This is a genomic window from Paenibacillus sp. FSL E2-0151 (assembly GCF_037993015.1).
Taxonomy (GTDB): Bacteria; Bacillota; Bacilli; order Paenibacillales; family Paenibacillaceae; genus Paenibacillus; species Paenibacillus amylolyticus.
Genome location: NZ_CP150308.1, coordinates 5,400,732 through 5,426,066, shown reverse-complemented (window position 1 = coordinate 5,426,066; position 25,335 = coordinate 5,400,732). Strand labels below are relative to the sequence as shown.

The 25,335-nt window shown below is 47.2% G+C and carries 18 protein-coding genes and 1 riboswitch; of the genes, 13 read left to right on the top strand and 5 right to left on the bottom strand.

Annotated features, from left to right (window positions below; all coding sequences use genetic code 11):
* Nucleotides 1-101: 101 nt before the first annotated feature.
* From MHI55_RS24110 to ptsP, 6 genes are all read left to right on the top strand, one after another.
* A complete protein-coding gene (locus MHI55_RS24110) occupies nt 102-638 on the top strand; it encodes a hypothetical protein (protein ID WP_017686844.1) in 537 nt (178 codons plus the stop codon).
* A gap of 63 nt (nt 639-701) precedes the next feature.
* Nucleotides 702-2,252, top strand: a complete 1,551-nt coding sequence (locus MHI55_RS24105) for a flotillin family protein (RefSeq protein WP_340387308.1) — start codon at nt 702-704, stop codon at nt 2,250-2,252.
* Nucleotides 2,253-2,417: 165 nt separating this feature from the next.
* The gene (locus MHI55_RS24100) at nt 2,418-3,272 is read left to right on the top strand and encodes a PRD domain-containing protein (protein WP_047844046.1); all 855 of its coding nucleotides are present in this window, start codon (nt 2,418-2,420) and stop codon (nt 3,270-3,272) included.
* A gap of 287 nt (nt 3,273-3,559) precedes the next feature.
* Nucleotides 3,560-5,611 (top strand): glucose-specific PTS transporter subunit IIBC, encoded by a 2,052-nt coding sequence (gene ptsG, locus MHI55_RS24095; protein WP_036617007.1) that lies wholly within the window; start codon nt 3,560-3,562, stop codon nt 5,609-5,611.
* Between the two features lie 77 nt (nt 5,612-5,688).
* Nucleotides 5,689-5,964 (top strand): HPr family phosphocarrier protein, encoded by a 276-nt coding sequence (locus MHI55_RS24090; RefSeq protein WP_036617010.1) that lies wholly within the window; start codon nt 5,689-5,691, stop codon nt 5,962-5,964.
* Nucleotides 5,957-7,669, top strand: a complete 1,713-nt coding sequence (ptsP, locus tag MHI55_RS24085) for a phosphoenolpyruvate--protein phosphotransferase (protein ID WP_047844045.1) — start codon at nt 5,957-5,959, stop codon at nt 7,667-7,669. The genes MHI55_RS24090 and ptsP overlap by 8 nt, the downstream gene beginning before the upstream one ends.
* A 237-nt stretch (nt 7,670-7,906) precedes the next feature.
* Here ptsP and gcvPB read toward each other — a convergent pair whose 3' ends face one another.
* The 3 genes from gcvPB to gcvT all read right to left on the bottom strand — a co-directional run bounded on the left by gcvPB (nt 7,907) and on the right by gcvT (nt 11,972).
* Entirely contained in the window at nt 7,907-9,346 is a 1,440-nt protein-coding gene (gcvPB, locus tag MHI55_RS24080) for an aminomethyl-transferring glycine dehydrogenase subunit GcvPB (protein ID WP_253509277.1), read from the bottom strand.
* A gap of 137 nt (nt 9,347-9,483) precedes the next feature.
* On the bottom strand, nt 9,484-10,839 hold the full coding sequence (gene gcvPA / locus MHI55_RS24075) for an aminomethyl-transferring glycine dehydrogenase subunit GcvPA (RefSeq protein WP_340387306.1): 1,356 nt from the start codon (nt 10,837-10,839) through the stop codon (nt 9,484-9,486).
* Nucleotides 10,836-11,972: a glycine cleavage system aminomethyltransferase GcvT gene (gene gcvT / locus MHI55_RS24070; protein ID WP_340387303.1), complete on the bottom strand. Its 1,137-nt coding sequence runs from the start codon at nt 11,970-11,972 to the stop codon at nt 10,836-10,838. The genes gcvPA and gcvT overlap by 4 nt, the downstream gene beginning before the upstream one ends.
* A gap of 321 nt (nt 11,973-12,293) precedes the next feature.
* A riboswitch (glycine riboswitch) is annotated at nt 12,294-12,416 on the bottom strand.
* 343 nt (nt 12,417-12,759) lie between these two features.
* Here gcvT and gcvH point away from each other — a divergent pair.
* The 5 genes from gcvH (at nt 12,760) to MHI55_RS24045 (ending at nt 18,740) form a co-directional block, all read left to right on the top strand.
* Nucleotides 12,760-13,152: a glycine cleavage system protein GcvH gene (gcvH, locus tag MHI55_RS24065; RefSeq protein ID WP_340387301.1), complete on the top strand. Its 393-nt coding sequence runs from the start codon at nt 12,760-12,762 to the stop codon at nt 13,150-13,152.
* 419 nt (nt 13,153-13,571) lie between these two features.
* Nucleotides 13,572-15,026 (top strand): PTS mannitol transporter subunit IICB, encoded by a 1,455-nt coding sequence (locus MHI55_RS24060; RefSeq protein WP_076319876.1) that lies wholly within the window; start codon nt 13,572-13,574, stop codon nt 15,024-15,026.
* 38 nt (nt 15,027-15,064) lie between these two features.
* Entirely contained in the window at nt 15,065-17,167 is a 2,103-nt protein-coding gene (locus MHI55_RS24055; RefSeq protein WP_340387299.1) for a BglG family transcription antiterminator, read from the top strand.
* Nucleotides 17,164-17,598 carry a PTS sugar transporter subunit IIA gene (locus tag MHI55_RS24050; RefSeq protein ID WP_017686856.1) on the top strand — a complete coding sequence of 145 codons (435 nt, stop codon included), beginning with the start codon at nt 17,164-17,166 and terminating at the stop codon, nt 17,596-17,598. The genes MHI55_RS24055 and MHI55_RS24050 overlap by 4 nt, the downstream gene beginning before the upstream one ends.
* Complete coding sequence (locus MHI55_RS24045) at nt 17,595-18,740, top strand: mannitol-1-phosphate 5-dehydrogenase (protein ID WP_340387297.1); 1,146 nt, start codon at nt 17,595-17,597, stop codon at nt 18,738-18,740. Before MHI55_RS24050 ends, MHI55_RS24045 begins: the two co-directional genes overlap by 4 nt.
* 60 nt (nt 18,741-18,800) lie before the next feature.
* Here MHI55_RS24045 and MHI55_RS24040 read toward each other — a convergent pair whose 3' ends face one another.
* Complete coding sequence (locus tag MHI55_RS24040) at nt 18,801-19,052, bottom strand: cysteine-rich CWC family protein (RefSeq protein ID WP_076319879.1); 252 nt, start codon at nt 19,050-19,052, stop codon at nt 18,801-18,803.
* A gap of 139 nt (nt 19,053-19,191) precedes the next feature.
* Nucleotides 19,192-21,195 carry a DNA mismatch repair protein MutS gene (locus MHI55_RS24035; protein WP_340387295.1) on the bottom strand — a complete coding sequence of 668 codons (2,004 nt, stop codon included), beginning with the start codon at nt 21,193-21,195 and terminating at the stop codon, nt 19,192-19,194.
* 527 nt (nt 21,196-21,722) lie between these two features.
* On the opposite strand from MHI55_RS24035, the gene MHI55_RS24030 reads away from it, so the two are divergent.
* Both MHI55_RS24030 and MHI55_RS24025 read left to right on the top strand, forming a co-directional pair.
* Nucleotides 21,723-24,059 carry a helix-turn-helix domain-containing protein gene (locus tag MHI55_RS24030; RefSeq protein WP_340387293.1) on the top strand — a complete coding sequence of 779 codons (2,337 nt, stop codon included), beginning with the start codon at nt 21,723-21,725 and terminating at the stop codon, nt 24,057-24,059.
* A 282-nt stretch (nt 24,060-24,341) separates the two neighbouring features.
* On the top strand, nt 24,342-25,295 hold the full coding sequence (locus MHI55_RS24025) for a sugar ABC transporter permease (RefSeq protein ID WP_017686861.1): 954 nt from the start codon (nt 24,342-24,344) through the stop codon (nt 25,293-25,295).
* Nucleotides 25,296-25,335: the final 40 nt, after the last annotated feature.

The window sequence follows — 25,335 nt, the reverse complement described above, 5'->3', positions numbered from 1 at the left end:
TGAGGAAAGATTTTGAAACATTTTGAAGTTAGTTACGTATTTATTTACATGTGGAATGCCCAGTTAGGATGAATTTGCGGCAGAGAGAGGAGGAACAGGGGATGGAGACAATTTATTGGGGGTGTCTGATCGGAGGAGCAATATTTGCGGTTGTCAGCCTTGTGCTGGGTGACTTGATTGACGGCTTGCTGGACGGAGCCTTCGAAATGCCAGGTCTTGATTTTTTCAAACCCGTTGTGTTAGCTGGTTCCATTACAACCTTCGGTGGGGCAGGCATTATGCTGACACGTTATAGTTCATTAAGTGCGATGTCGGGTCTAATATTATCCCTGCTTATAGGTATTGCTGCAGCCATGCTGGTATTCTTCGCATATATCAAACCGATGCGTAACAGCGATGTCTCGATTGCATTTTCAATGAAAGAGTTATCTGGGAAAATTGGGGAAATTACCATTCCGGTGCCGGAAAAAGGTTTTGGCGAAGTGATGATTCGTTTTGCTTCCGGCAGTACGATTCAAACGGCATCCAGCTTTGAACACCTCCCCATTGCGGCGGGAGCACGTGTTGTCGTAGTGGATGTTGTAGATGGTGTACTGCGTGTGTCGGAATGGGATGAAAATGTACTTAAAGATTTATAAAGTATTCTTATCACCTAAGTAGTTTAAGCACTCATCATGAATGAATAAGGGGAGAGATGTGGAATGGAAAATTTAGATTGGGATGTTTTGTTGATTCCTATAGTTGTAGTCGGAGTCATTCTAATTTTAGGTTTGGCTTTCTGGGCGAGATACAAAACGGTTGGACCGGATGAGGCAATGATCGTTACGGGATCATTCCTGGGTAGCAAAAATATCTCCGATGATGATTCTGGACGGAAAATTAAGATTGTTCGTGGTGGCGGTGCATTTATCCTGCCGATATTCCAGCAATCCGAGTTTATCTCCTTATTGTCCCACAAGCTGGATGTCTCCACACCTGAAGTGTACACGGAGCAAGGGGTTCCGGTTATTGCTGACGGTGTAGCTATTATCAAGGTTGGAGGCGCTGTAGAAGACGTTGCTACGGCAGCTGAGCAATTCATTGGTAAACCTGTAGAAGCGCTGAGAAGCGAAGCACAGGAGGTACTGGAGGGGCATTTGCGGGCCATCCTCGGTACAATGACGGTGGAAGAAGTATATCGGAACCGGGATCGGTTTGCGCAAGAGGTTCAAGGCGTAGCAGCTAGAGATCTGAAGAAAATGGGCCTTCAAATTGTTTCATTTACCATCAAGGATGTGCGTGACAAACAGGGTTACCTGGATGCTCTCGGTAAACCGAGAATTGCGGCAGTGAAGCGGGATGCAGAGATAGCTGAAGCGGAAGCGATGCGTGATGCACGTATTCAGAAGGCCAATGCGGAAGAGCAGGGTCAAAAAGCAGAGTTGCTGCGTGATACCAATATCGCTGAGGCAGCCAAAGAGAAAGAACTGAAAGTAGCCACGTTTAAGCGGGATCAGGATACAGCCAAAGCGGAAGCCGACCAGGCGTACCATATCCATGAAGCTCGTGCGAGACAGACCGTGGTGGAAGAAGAAATGAAGGTTGAACTCGTTCGTAAAGAACGTGAGATTGACCTCCAGGAAAAAGAAATCGTCGTACGTGAGAAGCAATACGATGCCGAAGTGAAGAAAAAGGCAGAAGCGGATCGTTATGCGGTAGAGCAGGCTGCCGAAGCGGATAAAGCCAAAAGAATGCGTGAAGCCGATGCAGTACAGTATTCCATCGAAACACATGCCAAAGCAACAGCTGAGCAGAAGCGACTTGAAGGTCAGGCCATGGCGGATGCGGAACTTGCCAAAGGTACAGCAGATGCAGAAGTTATTCGTTTGCGTGGTCTTGCAGAAGCAGAAGCAAAAGAAAAACTGGCCGAAGCGTTCCAGAAGTTTGGCGAAGCAGCTGTACTCGATATCATTGTCAAAATGCTGCCTGAACTGGCTGGCAAAATTGCAGAGCCAATTGCATCCATTGATAAACTGACGGTGGTAGATACAGGTAAAGGTGAAGGTGCAGCGCGAGTGAGTAACTATGTTACTGAACTTATGGCGACCGCTCCAGAGATGCTCAAAAGTGTATCCGGCATCGATGTAGAGCAGCTGATTAAAGGCCTTACGAAGTCTAAAACACCTGCGCCAGTTGCCATTCAACAGAGCGAGGCTGTTACAACTCCTTCTATAATCGACAAGATTGTGGAAAGAGCTGGAGTTGACGAGTAAGAAGCACTTCCAATCTTGCATGGTTGCTCTATTGACCTTAAGGCGAATTTTTGTTACTTTTTAAGCGAGACGTCCGGCGCGGTTTGCCCGCTCCGGGTGTCTTTTCGTTCGTAACAGGGTGTGACTTAATCACACCTAAGATGGTGTGAAAAAGAGGTGCAAACAATGAGCAGCTTGCATGTAGATAAAGCGCTAAATAATAATGTAATCATTGCACAGCATCCAGAACACGGGGAAGTCGTTGTTATTGGTAAAGGCATTGGCTTTAACCGAAAACCGAGTGATCACATTCCATTGATGGCTGTGGAGAAAATGTTCATTTTGAAAAACCAGCAGGAGCAAGAGCAGTACAAACAGCTTCTTCCACAGGTGGATGAAGCACTGATCGAGATTATTAACGAAGTTATTACGTATATTGCAGAGCGTACGGACGTTCCTCTGAATGAACATATTCATATTGCATTAACCGATCACATTTCTTTTGCGTTAAAACGCAAGGAGCAGGGCATTATCATACAAAATCCATTTTTATATGAAACCCGCGAGATTTATCCTGAAGAATATCGAATGGGAGAATACGCTGTTCGTCTGATCAAAGAGAAAATGGGTGTAGATCTGGGGATGGACGAGATTGGTTTTGTTGCCCTCCATATCTATAGCGCAATGACCAATCAAAATATATCCCAGGTACGTGAGCATTCACAATTAATCACTGATTTGGTGAACCTGGTGTCCGATCAACTCGATTATTCGTTTGAAACGGAATCGCTGGATTACTCTCGTTTGCTGACGCATCTTCGTTTTGCCCTTGAGCGTGTTCGCCGTGGAGACAAAGTGGAAGAGCTTCATAAGTTGGATTCCCTGCTTAAGTTGGAGTATCCCGAAATGTACTCGCTTGCATGGAAACTGACCAAAGTAATGGAGAAAAGACTGAAACTGCCGGTTTATCCTGCGGAAGTAGGTTATCTGACCATTCATCTGCAAAGGCTGAATCAGCGGAAGGAAGAAGAGAATAAGTGAGATCATTCCAGTGATGGAATGCGGAATTTATTTTTTTGGTGTAAAGGCTTGCAATAGATTAGAACTGGTGCTACAATGGTTTCCGTAATCAAGCAACTGAATAAACATAAGCGACGTGTTACTGACTCGATCAGGCATGAGTTAATTAAAGTGTGATTGTTCTTTCCTTGTACAGGGTATGCTATACCCCAAGGTTGGCACAGTTTACTTTATTAATTCATGCCTTTTTTTGTGTTCCCTTGCTTGCATCACAACATATAAATTAGACGAAAGGGAGAAACGACGCGATGTTCAAAAAGCTTTTTGGTGTATTGCAAAGAGTAGGTAAAGCTCTCATGCTGCCTGTAGCCATTCTACCTGCGGCAGGTTTGCTGCTCGGAATTGGTAACATGCTGGTTAATCCAGATTTCTTGCAATATGTAACGGCGCTCGACACCCCTTGGGTGAACTCGATCGCAACAATTATGATGAACGCAGGTCAGATCGTATTTGATAATCTGGCATTGCTGTTCGCCGTCGGTGTAGCCGTCGGATTGGCCGGTGGCGAAGGCGTTGCAGGTCTTGCAGCGATCATCGGTTACCTGGTCATGAATGTTACATTAGGATCTGCGGTAGGTGTTACTCCGGCCATGATCGGTGAAGTACCGGGTTATGCCAGCATCTTGGGTATCCCAACATTAAGTACAGGCGTGTTCGGAGGTATTATCATAGGTATTGCCGCCGCGCTATGTTACAATCGGTTTTTCAAAATCGAACTGCCGTCTTACCTCGGTTTCTTTGCAGGTAAACGTTTCGTTCCGATTATCACATCGGTAGTATCCCTTGTAATCGGGTTGCTTCTGGTGATTATCTGGCCTCCGATTCAAAATGGACTGAATGCTGTATCACACTTCATGGTAGATACAAGTCCGACCTTGTCGGCGTTCATCTTTGGAGTTGTGGAACGGTCATTGATTCCGTTCGGTTTGCATCACATTTTTTACTCCCCATTCTGGTTTGAGTTTGGTGAGTATGTGAATAAAGCCGGAGATGTTATTCGTGGGGATCAGAAGATTTTCTTCAGCCAGTTACGTGATGGCGTTGCTCTCACAGCAGGAACATTCCAAGTTGGTAAATTCCCGTTCATGATGTTCGGTTTGCCAGCAGCGGCACTTGCGATGTACCATGAAGCAAGACCGGAGCACAAAAAGTATGTTGCAGGGATCATGGGTTCAGCTGCGCTAACCTCGTTCCTGACAGGTATCACAGAACCACTTGAATTCTCGTTCCTGTTTGTAGCACCAATCCTGTTTGCAGTACACTGTATCTTTGCAGGTTTGTCTTTCATGACGATGCAAATTCTGGGTGTCAAGATCGGTATGACCTTCTCCGGTGGGTTCATTGACTTCCTGATCTTCGGGATTATTCCGAACCGTACACCTTGGTGGGACGTTATTATTGTCGGATTGGTTCTTGCGGTGATCTATTACTTCGGTTTCCGGTTTATCATTCGCAAATTCAATCTCAAAACACCAGGACGTGAAGATGCAACGCCTGAAACCGAATCTGGCGGAGGATCTGGTTCAACGGATGACCTGCCACATAACATTCTCGAAGCTTTTGGTGGCAAGGAAAATATCAAACATCTAGACGCTTGTATTACTCGTTTGCGGATTGAAGTTAATGAGAAATCCAATGTGAAAAAAGATCGTTTGAAACAATTGGGTGCATCTGGTGTACTTGAAGTGGGTAATAATGTTCAAGCCATCTTCGGAACACGTTCCGACACGATCAAATCTCAGATGCAGGATATTATTGCAGGACGAACTCCAGCACCAACGCCAGCAGCTGCCAAACCAACTCCTGAAGAGGAGAAGGCACAAGGTGAGCAGGGCGAGCGCATCGTTGCTGAGGATATCGTCATGCCAGTCAATGGTGAATTGCTGGACATTACAAACGTACCTGATCCGGTCTTTGCTGAGAAAATGACAGGTGATGGATTCGCAATTTTGCCACATGATGGTACGATAACTTCTCCTGTGTATGGTAAAGTGTTTAATGTATTTCCAAGCAAACATGCCGTGGGCATCATGTCCGATGGTGGTAAGGAAGTGCTTGTTCATATAGGTGTTAATACGGTGAAGCTGAAAGGTCAAGGCTTTAACGTACTGGTACAGGAAGGTGATCTGGTATCGGCAGGTCAGCCGATTATGGAAGTGGATCTGGAGTATGTCAAAGCAAATGCTCCTTCGATCATTTCACCAGTTATTTTCACTAACCTTCCAGAGGGCTCTACAGTAACTCTGAAGAAGAGTGGAGTGCTGAAAGTTGGCGAACAGCCAATCATTGAGATAAAATAAGAAGTGTTACGACGATGGCAAGCAAGTGTAAATATATGCAATGCCTAAACCAAACTACTGAAAGTGAGATGATTGTAATGCAACAAACATTCAGAATTACAGACGAAGATGGTATCCACGCACGTCCGGCGACAGCCCTGGTTAATACAGCAAACAAATTCAAAGGTGCAGAATCCTTTGCAGAAGCTAACGGTAAAAAAGTAACTTTGAAATCCATCCTGGGTGTTCTTTCCCTCGGATTGGAACAAGGCGACACTATCAGCATTATCGTTGAAGGCGAAGGCGAAGCTGAAGCTCTTCAAGCTTTGACTGACGTTATGGTTAACGAAGGGTTGGGCGAAATTAATGCTTAATGTCTCCGGGATCGCGGCTTCGGCGGGTATTGCTATCGCCAAGGCGTTTATCTTGGAGCATCCTGACTACTCTGTAGAAAAACGCCAAATTAACGACGTTGACGCAGAGATCGCGAAACTCGACTCAGCTCTGGGTAAATCCCAGGCTGAGCTTGAGGCGATCAAAGAGCGTACTTTACAAGAGCTTGGCGAGAAAAAAGCAGAGATTTTTGCTTCGCATTTGCTCATTCTGAATGACCCGGAACTAATTGATCCGGTTAAAGCTAGAATTGCGGATGACATGATCAATGCAGAATTTGCTTTGAACGAAACGGCATCGCAATTTATCTCCATGTTTGAGAACATGAAGAGTGCTTACCTGCAGGAACGTGCGGCAGATATGCGTGACGTTACCAAACGTGTGCTAAATCACTTGCTTGGTATCGACTTCATGAGTCCGGCTGAGATCAATGAAGAAGTGATTGTGCTTGCGGAGGATCTAACACCTTCCGACACGGCTCAATTGAACCGCCAATTTGTTAAAGGTTTTGCAACCAACATTGGTGGACGTACTTCTCACTCGGCAATTATGGCTCGCTCTCTTGAGATTCCGGCTGTTGTTGGAACCAAGGACATCTTGGCTCAAGCGAAACAAGGCGATATGATTATCGTTGACGGTCTGGATGGTCACGTACTGGTTAACCCTACTGATGAAGTTATTGCTGAATACCGTGCCAAACAGGAACAGTATGATGCACAACGTGCAGAGTGGAGAAAACTTCGTGATGAGCCAACGGTAACGGTGGACAACGTTCATGTTGAACTTGCAGCTAACATTGGTACACCAAATGACGTAACGGGTGTTCTGGAAAACGGCGGCGAGGCTGTAGGCCTGTACCGTACCGAGTTCTTGTACATGGGCAGAGACAAGCTTCCTTCCGAAGACATTCAGTATAATGCTTACAAAGCGGTACTGGAAAAAATGGAAGGCAAACCTGTCGTTGTTCGTACACTCGACATCGGTGGAGACAAAGAGCTTCCATACCTGGATCTGCCAAAAGAAATGAATCCATTCCTCGGCTTCCGCGCAGTTCGTCTGTGTTTGGACCGTCTGGATATCTTCCGTACACAATTGCGTGCATTGCTGCGTGCAAGCGTACATGGAAACCTGCGTGTCATGTTCCCAATGATCGCAACACTCGGTGAATTCCGTGAAGCAAAAGCTGTCTTGCTCGAAGAGAAAGAGAAGCTGGTTGCTGAAGGTATTGCTGTTTCTGACAGCATTCAACTCGGAATCATGGTCGAAATTCCTTCGACTGCAGTTCTGGCGGATCAATTTGCCAAAGAAGTGGATTTCTTCAGTATCGGAACGAACGATCTGATTCAATACACGATGGCTGCTGACCGCATGAACGAACGAGTGGCTTATCTGTACCAGCCTTACAACCCAGCCATTTTGCGTTTGGTTAAAATGGTTATCGATGCAGCGCATCGTGAAGGCAAATGGGTTGGCATGTGTGGTGAGATGGCAGGAGACGAAACAGCAATTCCATTGCTGCTTGGTCTTGGATTGGATGAGTTCAGCATGAGCGCAACCTCCATTCTGCCAGCTCGTAGTCAGATTACCAAGCTGTCCCGTGCGGATATGCAGGAACTGGCTGCTAAAGCTCTGGATATGCAAACGGCTGAACAAGTTGTTGAATTGGTTCAAAGCATTCAAGCGTAATTTTGCCGGGGTTTCCTCCGGATTTGAGGTTTTTCTTTTTCCGATAATGAGCTGCATTGATGCAGCGATTTTGCCGGTATCCGCTGTTACAGCGGGTACTGGCTTTTTTTGTTGCTCGAACGTATAGGAATTAGAAGGGGAGTACGAGGAGAAAGGTCCTGTAATGTCTAGCCAAAAAAATGCTCTTACTGGTGTAGTTAACATCAGCAAGAGCATGATTAGTAATACACTTAGTGCTTAACTGCAAGCACAATTCAGTACAGGTTTGCGAGCGGCGGTGGTTTCATCCAGACGAGTGACCGGTGTTCCGTAAGGTGCGTTGAGTACCAATTCTGGTGTCTCTTCCGCTTCTTTGGCAATCCGTATCATCGTATCAATGAATCCATCCAACGTTTCTTTACTTTCGGTTTCTGTCGGCTCGATCATGATGCATTCCTCCACGTTGAGCGGGAAGTACACCGTAGGTGGGTGATATCCAAAATCAAGCAATCGCTTGGCAACATCAAGTGTGCGCACACCGTATTGCTTCAAACCCCGACCAGACATGACGAATTCATGTTTGCATACACCCGGATACGGAATCTCGTAGTAAGGTGCAAGACGGGCCATCATATAGTTGGCATTCAGTACCGCACATTCAGAGACGCGGCGTAACCCTTCCGGTCCATAGGTGCGAATGTAGGCATAGGCACGTACCAGAATACCGAAGTTGCCGTAGTAGGCTTTCACCCGGCCAATGGATTGATCGCCTTCACGATCGAATGCATACATACCATCATCATTCTTGATCACCATTGGTTTAGGCAGGAATGGAATCAGGCGATTCTTCACACCAACTGGTCCGGCACCTGGTCCACCACCGCCATGAGGCGTACTCATCGTTTTGTGCAAGTTCAGATGCACCACGTCAAAGCCCATATCACCTGGACGGGTAATGCCCATAATGGCATTGGAGTTGGCTCCGTCGTAATACAACAAGCCACCAGCCTGGTGTACGATGGATGCAATCTCCTGAATGTCTTTCTCAAACAGACCAAGTGTATTCGGGTTTGTCAGCATCAATGCTGCCGTATCCGAACCGACTGCTGCACGGAGTGCGTCCAGATCGACCAGTCCGTCTGCGCGGGATGGAATCGTCACAGTTTCAAATCCTGCAACGGTTGCACTTGCCGGGTTGGTACCATGCGAAGAATCGGGCACGATGACTTTGGTACGTTGTTCGCCACGACCTTCGTGGTAGGCACGAATCATCATAAGTCCAGTCCATTCTCCATGGGCACCAGCTGCTGGTTGCAAGGTCACAGCGTCCATACCTGTCAGACCTGCAAGGTCGTTTTGCAACGTATATAACAGTTCTAGTGCACCTTGAATGCTGGATTCATGCTGGTACGGATGGATTTTGGCGAATCCATTATAACGAGCAACATCCTCATTGATCTTTGGATTGTATTTCATCGTACAAGAGCCCAGTGGATAGAATCCGTTATCTACGCCGAAGTTGCGACGGGATAGCGCGGTATAGTGTCGAATAACATCTACCTCAAACACTTCCGGCAGTGCCGCTGCTTCCGAACGGAGCATTTCCCGGGGAATCAACGTATCGGCAGCCTGACGAGGAACATCACATTCTGGCAAGGAATAAGCGACACGCCCAGGGCTGCTGAGTTCAAAAATCAATGATTGTTCCGAAGCAGGAGATAAGGTCTGTGCACTAAATGTTGTATCCGTCTCAGGTTGAACCGAAGTGGAGACAGAGGTACCTGTTTCCGATTGTCCGTGTACCGATGTTGTCGTTGTCGTCGTCGTTTCCTGAGTCACAGCGATCCCTCCAATGCTCGTGCGAATTCGTCAATCTCTTCCTTAGTGCGCCGTTCCGTAACAGCAATCAGCATATGTCCGGCAAGCTCCGGATAATCACGTCCGAGTTCGTAGCCACCAATAAAGCCTGCATCCAGCAGTTTCAACTGAAGAGTATCCACGTCGGTTCCTTCAGGAAGCTTAATAACAAACTCATTAAATGTTGGTGCATTAAAAGTAAGGCTAACTCCAGAAATCGCAGTTAATGTATTGAGGGTGTAATGACTCTTTTGCAAATTCAGATCCGCGACATCGATCATTCCTTGTTTACCCATGATGGACATATATACAGATGCGCTGAGTGCAAGCAAAGCCTGGTTGGAACAGATGTTGGATGTCGCCTTTTCGCGTCGGATGTGCTGTTCACGTGCTTGCAATGTCAGTACAAAACCACGCTTGCCATTGCGATCCGTGGTCTGGCCTACGATTCGGCCAGGAATTCGGCGCATATGAGGCTGGGACACGGCGAAATATCCGCATGTCGGACCGCCGAGTGAAGCGGCGATGCCGAGGGGCTGCGCATCACCTACAACGATGTCGGCACCCAGCTTGCCTGGGGCTTCCAGCAGACCCAGCGATAGCGGGTTGGCACTTACAACGAGCAGGCCCTTGTGCGCATGCACGAGGTCGGCAGCCTGCTTCACATTTTCCACGGCACCAAAGAAGTTCGGACTCTGGATCATGACAGCAGCGGTATCGTCTGATATGGCGGTTTGCAGGGCATCCCAGTCAGTGACGCCATCCTTATAACCAATCTCGACAATCTCCAGACGGAGTCCGTGCGCATATGCCTGCAATACCTGACGGGCTTCCGGATGAACGGTACGGGATACGATGAGCTGTTTGCGACGAGTTGCCGCTGCGGCCAGATTACCGGCTTCCGCAAAAGCTGTTGCACCGTCATACATACTGGCATTGGCTACAGCCATACCGGTTAATTCACAGATGTAGGATTGAAATTCGAAAATGGCCTGTAGTTCACCTTGGCTGATCTCAGGCTGATAAGGTGTGTAGGCAGTGTAAAACTCGGAACGGGAAATGACATGATTGATGACGGAAGGAACATGATGATCATATATGCCAGCGCCGAGGAAGCTGGCGTGTGTTTCGAAATTGGCGTTGGCGCCAGCTTGTTTGGACATGTGACGTGTCAGCGCATATTCATCAAGTTTGGAGGATACGGGCAGCTCGCCCTGATAACGAATCTCTTTTGGAATGTCCTGAAACAGATCCTCCAGCGTATCCACACCGATGGTTGCGAGCATGGCGCTCTGATCTTGTTCAGTCATGGGAATGTAACGGTGCTTGCTCATGCTTGATCAGCTCCTTGAGTAGGTGTCTTCGACGTACGTGTCCGTTTATGAAAAGGGGTCTTCACGACCTCGGCTTTTAGTTTCTTGCCGCGGATCTCAATCTCAAGCGGGGTTCCCAGCGCAGCGTATTTGCTGTCGATGAGGGCAAGCCCCAGATTACGCTTCAATGTAGGTGATTGCGTGCCTGTTGTCACTTCACCAATCTGTACGCCTTCGGCGTAAATCGGATAGTGGGGGCGGGGAATACCGCGCTCCAGCACTTCGATGCCGACCAGTTTGCGGGCAGGCCCGTCAGTTTTTTGCTGTAACAAGGCTTCGTGTCCGATAAAAGGTCCCGCATTCAGCTTCACAAACATACCTACGCCAGCTTCGAGTGGAGAGATGGTTGCCGACAATTCCTGTCCATACAGGGGGAGCCTTGCTTCAAAGCGCAGTGTATCCCGGGCACCAAGTCCGGTTGGTACGAGTCCGTGACCTTCACCGGCTTGCATTAATCCATTCCAGACCACAGCAGCCTGATCTGCAGGAACATATAGCTCAAAGCCATCTTCACCGGTATAACCGGTACGGGACAACAGTAATTTTACTCCACATACTTCAGCATCCTGCACAAAACGAAACGGTTCAATCGAGCTTACATCCGTATCTGTAACTTTCCCGATAATGTCTACAGCCAGTGGACCTTGCAAGGCGAGCAGCGCTGTCTGCTCCGAATCATTGGTCATGCTCACGCCAGGGATCAAGTGCTCTTGCAGCCACGCCCAATCCTTGTCGATGTTGGAGGCGTTAACAACGAGCATATAATGCTGATCTTCCAGCTTATACACGAGCAGATCATCCACCACACCGCCATCTGGATAACACATCAGGGTGTACTGGGCTTGATCGGGAACCAGCGTGGTCACATCATTGGTCATCATTTGTTGCAAAAACGCTTCAGCCTGCTCACCCTGTACCGTGAATTCGCCCATATGGGATACATCAAACAGTCCCGCGCGCTCGCGTACCGCTTCATGTTCTTTCTGGATTCCGCTAAATTGTACCGGAAGCTCCCAGCCTCCAAAGTCAATGCACCGTACGCCTTCGTATTGCTGATACAGTGGGAAGAGTGGTGTTCTAAGCAAATCGGACATCAAATCACCTCGTCATGGGCCGTCAGCCGGCCGGATATACAATCGTGGATCAATGAACCAGGGTGTTTTTAAATTTTCAGCTAGATATTTTCATCAGATAAGTATGGTAAGGGCAGCTATGGCAGCGCCGTTCTACATCCTGTTTTTCGTTTTTTGGGAAAAAGGAAAAGGACAGGCCAAAGAATCGGCATGCCAAGTAGCACGCTGTATTCTAAGGCTCTGTCCCTTGTACCTGAGAGTTACCCCGCTGCGTTGCGCAGCAGGTTTCCCCTTGGGTGATCATAACGCCCGCACAGGGCGAATAGATGCTCTCCAGAGTTGCGTCCCGTAAAAGTCCTTTTGCCTGAGAGATTCACCCCCGCTTATCGGTGGTTTACTCCTTCGGCGTTACCTCATGTACATCCCGAATCGGGTGTCACGGGTAATCTCTCCCTTTACATTCATCCGCGGGTATAACATAGTCCAATAAACACATTTACTCCTCTCATTAAAACGTGAATCCACTACTGATGTCAAGAACGATGTCATAGATAATAATTAAAAACCGAATATTTATTTTTCTTTCGATACTATTGTTCGTGTATTTATAAAGACTGCGCTTACTATTCTAATATTCACCAGTATATGAAGAAAGAGTGTAATCCGGTTACAGGATTTAGAGGTGTTCAGCAAATAAATTGTGAGGTATCTTGACATTTGATTCATAAATATCATACGCTATGTTCTGGGAAAAAGGTTAAGGTCAAAGAACGCATGTACTCATTAATGAAAAGCGAGGCGGATATCGATGAGCGAATTGAAAAGTGATTTCCTGTACAGTGAAGAGCACGAATGGGTGCAAACCGTAGGGGAGGATACTGTACGTATTGGCATTACCGAGTTCGCGCAGCATCAGCTGGGTGACATTGTGTTTGTGGAATTGCCTGACCTTGAAACCAATGTAAAAGCAGAGGACAGCATTGGAACGATCGAATCGGTCAAAACGGTGTCGGACTTGTTCTCTCCCGTCACTGGTTCAATCATTGCGGTGAATGATTCGTTGCAGGACTCCCCTGAACTTGTGAACAGCTCTCCTTACGAGGAAGGCTGGATGATTGAGATCCGTGTTGAGGGAGATCTGACAGCAGCATTGTCTACATTGATGAATGCAGACGCGTATCGGAAACATACGAAAGAATAGTATCAACGAACTTGTACTTATTAACATATATTTTATAATTAAATGATATGAGCTTCATATTGTTTCGACCTGTGTGAGCCGGATGCTTGCACAGGTTTTTTGTGCTTTCCAAGAATGGTTTTGAATGTGGAATGAAGCAGATTGTGGATGTAAATCACCTGATTGGACCAAGCTATAGTTTAGAAAATGATTCTGGAAATGACAAAAGTCATAGGCAAGAAAATCCTTGTGTACCAATGGGTTCAGCCATTATGCATCAAGTAAAACGATTACATAACCTAATGTTGTCATCATTGTTCATGACGAAAGTACGCTTTCATTTCATTGAACAGGAGAGCATTCTCGCTTAGGATTACAGCAGGGGAGAAATGATACCCCTTTCATAAATCATAATCACTTGATCCAAGGAGGATAATACAATGAGTAATTTGGACCAATCGTCCAATTCCAAAGGTGGGCTACGGGTAGGTGTTCAGCGTTTTGGCCGATTCCTGAGTGGTATGGTCATGCCGAATATGGGAGCGTTCATCGCCTGGGGATTAATTACAGCTCTGTTCATTCCAACAGGCTGGTTCCCTAACGAGACGCTTGCGCAGCTAGTTGATCCGATGATCAAATATTTGCTGCCACTGTTAATTGGTTACACCGGGGGTACGATGGTGCATGGTCAGCGTGGTGGTGTCGTGGGTGCCATTATGACCATCGGGGTCATCGTGGGTAGTGATATTCCGATGTTCCTCGGTGCCATGATTGCCGGACCACTGGCAGCATGGATCATTAAAAAGTTTGATAAATCCATTGAAGGTAAAGTTAAAGCCGGATTTGAAATGCTTGTTAACAACTTCTCAGCCGGTATTATTGGCGGGATCTTGGGGATTTTTGCGCTACTGGGCATCGGGCCTGCTGTAGAAGCGATTAGCAAAGTATTATCTGCCGGTGTACAGGGCTTAATGAATCTTGGTTTGCTGCCGCTGGTCAACCTAATCATTGAACCAGGTAAAGTATTGTTCCTGAACAATGCAATCAACCACGGGATTCTTACACCAATTGCAACAGATCAAGCGAGAGAATTAGGAAAATCCGTATTATACATGCTTGAATCAAACCCGGGTCCGGGACTTGGTATCTTACTTGCTTACTGTTTCTTCGGACGCGGAATGGCCAAATCTTCTGCACCGGGTGCCGTAATCATTCATTTCTTCGGGGGAATTCATGAGATCTACTTCCCTTACATTCTGATGAGACCGATTCTGATTCTTGCCGCAATTGCGGGTGGCGTCGCAGGTACATTAACATTCATGCTCACCGGAGCAGGACTTGTTTCAGCACCATCACCGGGTAGTATTATCGCGTATTTCTTCTTAACACCAAAAGGTGGATACCTGCCGATGTTCGCAGGGGTGCTTGTAGCAGCCGTCGTTTCTTTCCTGGTTGCAGCAGTGTTGCTGAAAACGGGTAAACAAAAGGACGAAGATCTGGAGTCCGCATCCAGTCGGATGAAAGACATGAAGAGTCAAGGAACCCTGCCAAACGCTGGTATTACGGCTAATCAACGTGAAGCAGACAGAGCCGCAGATATGGCTTCTTCTACCGTCAAAACAGACGTGAAGAAAATTGTCTTCTCCTGTGATGCAGGCATGGGGTCAAGTGCCATGGGTGCTTCCATTCTACGCAAGAAGATGAAGGCAGAGGGGATTGACGTTACGGTGACCAATACGGCTATCAGTGATATCCCGCCGGATGCAGACGTGGTGATCACACAACAAGTATTGACCGATCGTGCCCGCTCCGTTGCGCCGAACGCAGAACATATATCCATCGACAACTTCCTAAAAAGCCCGGAATACGATGCGCTCGTTGAACGTCTGAAGTAATTGCACGCATTTGTTTTCCCTGAGCCGGAGGCTGAGATATGAGTATTACCAAAAGACAACGTGAAATCGTGGAGTTCCTGCTGGAGCATCCACATGAAGTCACTGCCGGCGAAATCGCCGTTGAAGTAAAGGTCAGTACCCGAACGGTTCACCGGGAGCTGCAAATGATTGAACAATGGCTTGAACCTTTGGGCATGAGGCTGGAAAAAAAATCAGGAACCGGTATCCGAATCGATGCCAGTTCCGATGATCTGGCTGTATTGCGCCAGCAACTAGAGGGTAAAGAATATGTAGAGTTTACGCCAGAAGAGCGTAAGCTCTTCATGCTTTGCATCCTGCTGGATGAACCGGAGCCTGTAAAGTTACTCGCCTTGGCTTCGGATCTGAAAGTGACCGTATCCACCGTAACCACTGATCTGGACGATCTGGAGTCACGGATTCGTCAGGCGGGACTAAAGCTGGTTCGCAGACGTGGATATGGCGTCAAGATTAACGGAAGTGAGACGATTCATCGCACAGCCATAGCTGCACTTGCTCTCGAATTTTTGGATGAGTCGGACCTATTCGGAAGACAGCCAGAACAGGGAGGCTCCATCGTAAACCAAAAACTGCTGGATATGATTGGACACGGTGATGTGCTTACGGTCGAAAATGCATTATGGCAACCAGACATCGAATGGCTGGAGAACATCCCGGAACGCCAATACATGAAGTTGCTGATTCAATTATCCGTAGCGGTTGTACGTATTCGTAAAGGCTTTGACATTGGCCGTATGTCTCCACGAGAGAACACGGGAGATGAAGTCGCAGAGCAGGATGAGATGAAGGTTCCACCTTATATGGCTTCCCGCTTGTGTGGTGTGTTATCGACCCAGCTGGGGCTGACATTCTCCCAAGATGAGCAAGCTTATTTTCACAGACTATTAGTTGAGACAGAGCAGCGGATTCATTCTTCGCGGCTGTTGCCAATAGACGATTTGATTTTACTGGACAGGGTACATTCACTGATTGATCAGATGCAGGCGAGAACACATTACGCTTTTCATGAGGATCGTTTGCTTCGTGAAGGTCTGCTTGGTCATATGCAACCTGTCATGGAGCGAATTGAAGGGCAACAGATGATTCGTAATCCGCTACTGCAGCAGATTCGCAAGGATTATGATTCCCTCTTCGAAGAGGTCAAACAATCCGTGCATCAAGCTTGGCCAGGCACAGAAGTTCCGGATGAAGAAATTGGTTTCTTGGTCATGCATTTTGGGGCTTCCATCGAGAGGTTACGTGCATTGAAACGGGAGATCAGGGCGATCATCGTGTGTACAAGCGGAATCGGCTCATCACGTATGCTCTCCAGCCGATTATCCAAGGAGATTCCCGAGATTCGGATCATGGACAGCGTGTCCTGGTATGAAGCTGCCCGTATACCTACAGATCAATATGATCTGGTGTTATCCACTGTTGATCTGCCGATGGATGAGCATCAGTATTACAAAGTGAGTCCATTGCTCACAGCAGAAGAGAGCGAAAGTCTGCGTCATTTTATCCGAACAACAACGTTACAACGACAGCATAATAAGCCCCGTGAAATAGAGGTTCAGACGACAAGTCGTTACTCGGACCCTGACGGAATGGAAGCTATCTTAGTTGAAATCGTCCGAATTATTGGCAAGTTTCAGGTGTATCCGCTGGATAACCAAGATGTCGGATTCTATAAAACGGTGTATGCGATGTGCAACGTACTCCATGGATCTGGTGTGTTGAAGGAACCGGAGGAGGTCGCAAAACGGTTGGAGGCACGTGAGGCAGTGGGGAGTCAGAAGATTCCCGGCACAAGACTTGCGCTGTTTCATACACGCAGTGAGGGGATCTACAGGCCGTCCATTAGCTTGTTTCAGCTCACTGAGCCACTCCTTCGTACGCCGGATGATCCGGCAGGAGTTACCCATGTCCTCTTGATGCTCGGTCCCAGAGAATTATCCAAGGAAAGCCTGGAGGTTCTCAGTGAGATCAGCGCCCTGTTATTACAGGAAGAAATGATTACATTGCTGGAAAAGGGAATCAGGGATGAACTCATTCATTACCTGTCCCAGGAACTTGTTGGATTTTATCGCAGTAAAACCGAAATTGGAGGTCAACCATTATGAGTATGTTAACAACAGATAAAGTCATCATGAATGCGACGGCTCAGGACAAATACGAAGCGATTCGTATGGCAGGACAGATTCTAAAGGATGCGGGACATATTACCGCTGATTACATTGAGAAGATGATTGAACGTGAAGAGATTGTCTCGACCTATGTAGGGAACGGTCTGGCTATTCCGCACGGTACAAAGGAATCCAAAGCTTTCATTTTATCCACAGGTATCTCTGTTATTCAGTATCCACAAGGTGTTGATTTTGGCGAAGAAAAAGCCTATATGGTCATTGGTATCGCGGCTCAAGGCGGGGAACATATGGAGATCTTGACTAGCATCGCGGTAATCTGTGCTGAGGATGAGAATATGGAGGCCCTGCGTCTGGCGAAAACAGCCGAAGAAGTTATTGCTATTCTGGAAAGTGAAATGGAGCTATGAAGGCCCTACACTTTGGCGCAGGTAACATTGGACGCGGGTTTATCGGCTTGATTCTGTCCCGTGCGGGTTATGAGGTGGTCTTCTCAGACGTGAATCAGACCTTGGTAACAGCTCTCCAGCAACAGGGGCAGTATACGGTAGAACTGGCTAACGAGAGCAAGGATCAGGAGACTGTCACAGGTGTAAATGCAATCGATGGAACCCAGCTGGAGACGGTTGCCCAAACCGTGGTGGAAGCGGATCTGATTACAACCGCAGTGGGTGTAGGAGTACTAAAGCATATTGCACCAGGCATTGCGAAAGGACTTGAGAAAAGACTGAATTCAGGTCCTGCTCAAAACCCTCTTCACATTATTGCTTGTGAGAACGCAATTGGAGCCAGTACACAATTGAAAGAACATGTATATGCTTTGCTCAATGAAGACGTACGTTCCCTTGCTGATCAGTATATTTATTTTCCAGACTCGGCCGTAGACCGGATTGTACCTATTCAGCATCATGAAGATCCGTTGCATGTACAGGTGGAGCCTTTTTACGAGTGGGTGGTGGACCGTTCCCAGATGGCTCCTGCATTCAAACCGGTTGAGGGGATCGTATATGTCGATGATCTGGAGCCGTATATCGAACGTAAACTGTTCACGGTTAATACAGGACACTGCGTTGCTGCGTACATCGGTAATGTGCACGGGTATGACACGATTCAGAAGGCTATTGCTGATGAACAGGTGAAATCCATTGTATACGGCGCTTTGCAGGAAACTGGAAAAGTTCTAGTGAAGCGTTTTGCATTCAACCCGGAAGAACATGAGCAGTATATTGTCAAAATATTGGGACGGTTTGTCAACCCGTATCTTACCGATGAGGTTACTCGTGTTGGTCGTTCCCCGCTGCGTAAGTTGTCTCCGAATGATCGTCTGGTTCGCCCGGCCCTTCAGGCATATGCGGATGGAAGCGAAACGACCTATCTGGCTATGGGCATGGCAGCAGCCTGCAAGTTCGATGTCTCCGATGATCCGGAAGCAGTTGAACTACAGAACATGATCCGCCAGAAGGGGATTACAGCTGCGCTCCACCATTATACGTCCATGGATGAGCATCATCCGGTGCTTGAACAGGCTGTTGCCCAGTATAACCAAATGTAAGAGCAATGGCTGTAAGCTAATAGTATAGATGAGACATAATGAAGAAGAGCCATACAGTTGTTAACTGTGTGGCTCTTCTTTTGGTTGGCTTTTATTGGCATAGTCATCCAAACAGCGTTGACATATGCACGATTTTCGGCGCTGCTCTGCCGGAATGCGGTCAAATACACCTTCGGGGAAAGTAGCCCGGTTACACCAGCATTCCGAATGAGGATGTCCTTCGGCATAGGAACAGCGATTAGCTTCCCCGCATAACGGGCAGACAAGAACATCGATATGGATGTGCTCTTGATTGTCTTGTTCTACAGACATTCAGTTCTTCCCTCCCTGTGGAATAGCTACGAGCTGAAGTTGAACATACTGGTCCCAGTATAACAGAAATACGCCGGTGATTATGGATTTCACTCTGTATATATGACTTCCAGTTCACCACATCTGTTTCTCTCATCGGCTACTCTTCAGACGGTAATTCGATCTGTAGGCCTTCCACATGTTTGCGTCCCATCAACTTACGCTTCTTACGATTTTCCTTTGTTTCTAGCACAATGTCCAAATCATAATTGTCACCCGGATAAAGCTCATTGGCAGATATATGCAGGGTCAGGCGTTTCTTATGGATTTTGACTTTGCGTCCCCGTAACATGACCCCGATATTTCCACGGCTATCCTCGACATCACAGACGATGCCCGACTGATTGAGATAGGCCGCATACACCCGATCCCCTTTGCGAAAATTTTTGGCAGGAGCAGGGGTATCTGACTCTCTGGGTGTTGTTTTTTTGTGGAGACCGATTGAATCCTTTGACTGTTTCGACTGGTTCTTCCTGGATAACTCTGCTGGGCTGACTGATTCTGCAACGGAACGATCAGGCGTCAGGGCCGGAGTTTCCAAAGGAGGTGACGTGAACACGAATGTACGATCTCTTGAAATACTTTGATCTGACAGGGACTTGGATCGCTCGATAATTCGCTGTGGCATGCCTAGCTTCAATGCGATGGAATAGGCGTAACTTTCACCAGCTTCTCCGATACGCAATCGATACAGCGGCTGGAGAGAAACGGTGTCAAATTCCATACGGGCATTTTCGAATCCTGGCGTGGCAGCTGCAAAATGTTTGATTTCACCAAAATGTGTTGTCGCCACAACGGTTGCTCCGCGGCTGTGAAGTTCCTCCAGCATGGCGATGGACAGTCCAACACCTTCACCGGGATCTGTGCCGGAAGCCATCTCATCAATGAGCACCAGAGTCGACGTATTGGCCTGTTCCAGTATGCCAATCATATTGCGAATATGTGCAGAGAATGTACTGAGCGCTTGTTCCATACTCTGTCCGTCACCAATATCAACCGCTACCTCGTTATAAACGGCCATCTCGCCACCTTCTTCCACCGGAATAAGCAAACCGGATTGCATCATCAGGGTTAGCAAACCTAGCGTTTTGAGTGCGACCGTTTTACCCCCGGTATTCGGGCCAGTAATAATGAGCGACGAATACGTTCTGCCGATTGCAAAATCAAGTGGAACCATGGAAGAACCCATGAATGGATGACGTGCACGTTGAAGGCTGATGTGGCCTTGTTTATTGACTCGAACGGTACGCCCATCCATGGTGGCCGCATATTTGGCTTTGGCAAACAGGAAGTCCATTACACCTACCGTTTCGGTGTTCAGAGCGATTTCACGGTTATACGATTCGGCCAGAGAGGTTAAATCACCGAGAATTCTCATCTCCTCTCGGGACTCCTCCGCTTGTAGAGCGGCCAATTCCATCTGTAAACTTACTAATTCAACAGGTTCGATATATACGGTTTGCCCGCTCCCGGATTCATCCAGTACACTGCCTTTCACCTGTTTACGGAACTCTTTCTTAATGGGCAGGACCGTTCTTCCTCCCCGTTGGCTGATGACATGTTCCTGCATAATGGAGCGATGTTTACTCACCAGAGAATCAAGCTTTCGTTTCATGCGCTCCTCATTCACCGTCATTTTTTTACGAATTCGAATCAATTCTTTGCTTGCCTGATCCTGAATGCGTCCACTATGGATGCAGCGCTCGATCTCACTCAGCAAAGGTTCGATCAGAATCATGGATGCTGCATAACGACTGACAGTGGGAGCGGCCCCGGATTTGCCCTCCATGTATTTCATAAGTTGTGCACAGCTTCGCAGGAACTGAGCGAGATGACTGAAGTCGCGTTCACTGAATAGATAACCGGTGCCAAGCAGATCCATAATGGTTTCCATTCCGTCGAGTGAAGGGAGGGGGATGCTGGCCCCGAAGCGAATCAACGCAGCAGCTTCTGCTGTTTCTTCCAGGCGAATCTCGATCAGGTGAGCATCTACCATCGGTTTTAGTTCTCTCGCATAACGTTTGCCCAGATAAGACAGGGCGCAGTCTGCAACATTTTTTTGAATTTGTGGATAGCTCAAACTGTTTAATGTGTTCTCATTCATGCGTAATCTCTCCTTGAATTTGAATTGGGATTTCAGTTGACGCGCTGAAACATATTCCTGGAAAACGCAAAAAGGGCGGAGAATGAACAAACGTCATTCTCCGCCCTAAACGTATGGGAAAGCAAAGTCCACTACAGGTCTATATTAAAAAATCCGCGCTGAACTCAGCGCGGAAATAGACCCGGACAATTACAATCCCGGAGGCGATTTATGATATCCGCTGTTCTTAACTAAGTACAGGGATCTGGCGCATCATGAAATACACGTATGCCATATGGGCACAAGCGCAATGAAAGGCCAAACTCCTGAATATGAAACTTGGTTAGTTAAGAACATTCACCGACATTAAAAATCTCTCCTTTGATTGAGGAATATGCAACCAATATAAACTGGAAATTGGTTTGAAGTCAACCTTTAGAATAAATGAGTGGACTTGAATAAGAATGGGTTTTAAAATAACAATAGTAAATTAATCCAATAAAAGCGATTTATTTTAATAAACATACGTATAAAGGAGGATGCTCTTCTTGCCGAAGTATTTACTGCGTTTGCTCTGTTTTACCCTGATCCTCGGAGCCCTTCCGGTCATTGTTATTGGTTCGGTCTCGTATACGATTGCATCACGTGACATTGAACAGAAAGTGCGTGAGAGCAATCTTCAGATATTACATCAGACCCAAATGAGGGTAGAACAAGTTCTGCGTAGCCTGCAATTATCCTCCATCCAGTATGTTAATTCGCCCCTGGTACTACAAGCGATGAAGAAACCACTAGACAGCAGCGAGTTTCAGGAGATTCGTGATCTAACCTCCGGTTTTAACAACTTGCAAGCGGTTACGAACATTGACCAAGCCTATCTGGTTAATCTGGATGAAGATTGGGTCGTTTCGATGCGTTCTTTTGGAAAATTGGATGATTTCAGCATTCGAGATCGAATTGGCTCCTACCTAAGTTATACCAACAGCCTGTTCTGGGTCACTCAGAATGCTAGTTCAGCCAAAGAAAGTGTACCTGTGTCAGCAGGTATGGGTGAACTAACAACCGAACAGGCACCTGCTCTTATATCATCGGATAATGTGGTCAGTATGGTATTCAAAATCCCGATGATACCAACCAATGTGAAACCAAAGGGATTTCTTGTAATTGATATCGCCGATACGGAACTGAGTACATACTTGAGCCGAAATACGAATTCTGGAGATATGTACGTTCTGGATCGGGAGCAGAAGTATTTTCTGAACGATATGCAGCAAGGCGGGAAATATGACGGGCTGAATAAGGAAATTCAGGAAATGGTGCAAACGACGGGCCAGCCAGAGGGTTTCTTCAGTGCGGAGGTGGAAGGTAATCAAGTGGCGGTTAGCTATAGGCAATCTCCGCTCAATGGCTGGTTATACGTGTCCGTTGTATCTCTTGGACAGATCACGGCCCAGTCACAGAAAATTGCACTGGTTACCGGTATCGCTACACTGGTCATGTTATGTGTAACGGGATTGTTCGCCATATACGGCAGTCGGCGGATGTACTCACCAATCTCCAGACTGCTGCAATTTACGAAGGGTTTGGATTCCCCAGTTGCCCCGTCAGGACGCCGTCAAGATGAATTTATCTATATTGAGGAGCAATTGTCAACCTTGTTCAGTTCGGAGAAAACGATGCGTGAGCAGATGAAGGGGCAGCATGTGCACCTCCAGGAGTTTTTTATGACCAAACTGCTGACAGGTAAAATTTCGGAAGAGGATTTCAGATATCAGGGAGAATTGTACGATTTCCCGACAGGGTGGGCGAGTCTTGGTGTACTCATGCTCCAGATTGATACCTTGGAAGGGACACGATATGAGGAACAGGATCGCGATCTGCTGCTGTTTGCTGTCAATAATATGGTAGGTGAGCTCCTCCCTTCGGCAGTTCGGTTCACCCCAGTCATGCTGGATGATGCTCAGGTCACCGTTCTTGCCTCCGAACTCACGGATGAGGTGCAGCTGAAGGAATGGATGCATACCCAGGCAGACTGGATTCGTGAACGTGTCGTAACTTATCTTAATCTGCCCGTAAGTATCGGCATCAGTCGTTACTACTCTTGTATTGGCGATACGCCAAGAGCGGTTCAGGAGAGCCGAGAGGCTCTGCAAGGCCGGGTCAGTCTGGGCAGCCGTATTATTTTGCATTACGAGGATATACAGCCACGTGGTCAGATGGAAGCCGCGTTGTATACCCAGTTACGTATGATCGAGGATCAGCTTGCGTCTGCGCTCAAGCAAGGAGATGAGGAGAAGACGGACGCCTACTTTAAGCAATATTTGGGACTGCTTGCAGACAAAAAGCTTCATTTCAGTGAATACCCCGTCATTATGGTTCAGTTATTGTCTCGTGTATATCAGCTTGTGCAGGAGCAGGGCGGGGATGTAGCCGAAGTACTGGGTGAAAAAGCATCCATGTCACATTTGCTGAAGTTGTCCACATTGGACGAAATGACCAATTGGTTCCGCAAGCGGCTGTTCCTGCCCGTCATCCGTTTCTGGCGAGAGCAGGAAGAATCCCAATACATGAATATTGCGAGACGTATGATTCGTTTGATCGAGGAACGTTATGATCGTGAATTGTCGCTGGAAGCCTGTGCAGCAGAGCTTAATTTCCATCCTGTCTACCTAAGTCGGGTATTCAAGAAGGAAGCTGGAGTCAATTTTACGGAATATCTCGCAGAGTACCGTATGGAAAAAGCAAAGACATGGCTGCAAACAACAAATCTTAAAATATCGGAGATTGCCGAGAAATTAAACTATACCAATCCAACCGCATTTATCCGTACGTTTCGCAAAATCACAGGAACAACCCCCGGCAAGTACCGGGAGCAGCAGCGATAAAACAAACCTGCTCTGCCCGCCATGGCAGGCAGGCTTTTTTATGTTTGGATGAAGGAAGAAGACCACTTTTCTCCATGAAGTTAAGACAGGAATATAGAGGTTGAAAGCAGTTCATTGCGCCTTTGAACTCTGTGATATAAATGAGCTAAACCCTTGCTACATAAGGAAAAACAAAAGGCTAAAACGAGACGATAGCCAGTCATTCGTTTATCCTCCACAATGAAGACATGAATTCAGGAAGTGATATTTTGTAATCGTTTCCAATGTGGGGAGGAAGACAATATGAAAGCCGAAACGGCGGCTCGAACACGGCCCGCTACCCGCAGTGACAAAAACCTGCTGTGGAGGGACATTATCAAAAACCGGTGGCTGTATATCATGTTAATACCGGGTGTGCTTTACTTTGTTATTTTCAAATACATACCCATGTATGGCATCACGATGGCTTTTCAGGATTACACGCCTTACAAGGGCATCTTGGGAAGTGACTGGGTAGGGTTCAAACATTTCCAGCGTTTCTTCGGAGAACCGCAGTTCTGGACATTATTTCGAAATACGTTTTTACTTGCCATTTATAACATCGTGTTCTTTTTCCCACTGCCGATTGTACTGGCACTCATGATGAATGAAGTTCGCCGTGAACGCTTCAAACGATTTGTACAAACTCTTGTTTATGTTCCACACTTTGTTTCCTGGGTTGTTGTTGTCGGTGTGTTCTACATGCTGTTCACAACCGAGGGTGGTGCGATTAATGAATTGCTCTATAACCTGACGGGCCAAAAAGTGGCGTTCCTGCTTGAACCCGGATGGTTCCGAACGATGATTGTTGGACAATCCATCTGGAAAGAAGTTGGTTGGGGCACAATTATCTTCCTGGCGGCGCTCTCCGGTGTGGATACACAGCTCTATGAAGCTGCACGGATTGATGGTGCCAATCGGTGGCGCCAAACCTGGCACATTACGTTGCCGGCCATTCGCAGTACCATCGTCATTTTGCTCATTCTGCGTCTGGGCAATTTCCTGGATACAGGTTTTGAACAGATCTTCCTGATGCTAACTCCGACAAACCGGGATGTGGGCGAGGTATTTGATACCTACGTGTACACGAAGGGTCTTACCCAGGCACAGTACAGTTATAGTGCTGCTGTCGGGTTGTTCAAATCGGTTGTCGGGCTGGCGCTTGTTCTTGGTGCCAATACGCTGGCCAAAAAATTCGGGGAGGAAGGCGTCTACTAACCCTCGGGAGTAGACGTTCTTCACCAGACAGGAGTGAACA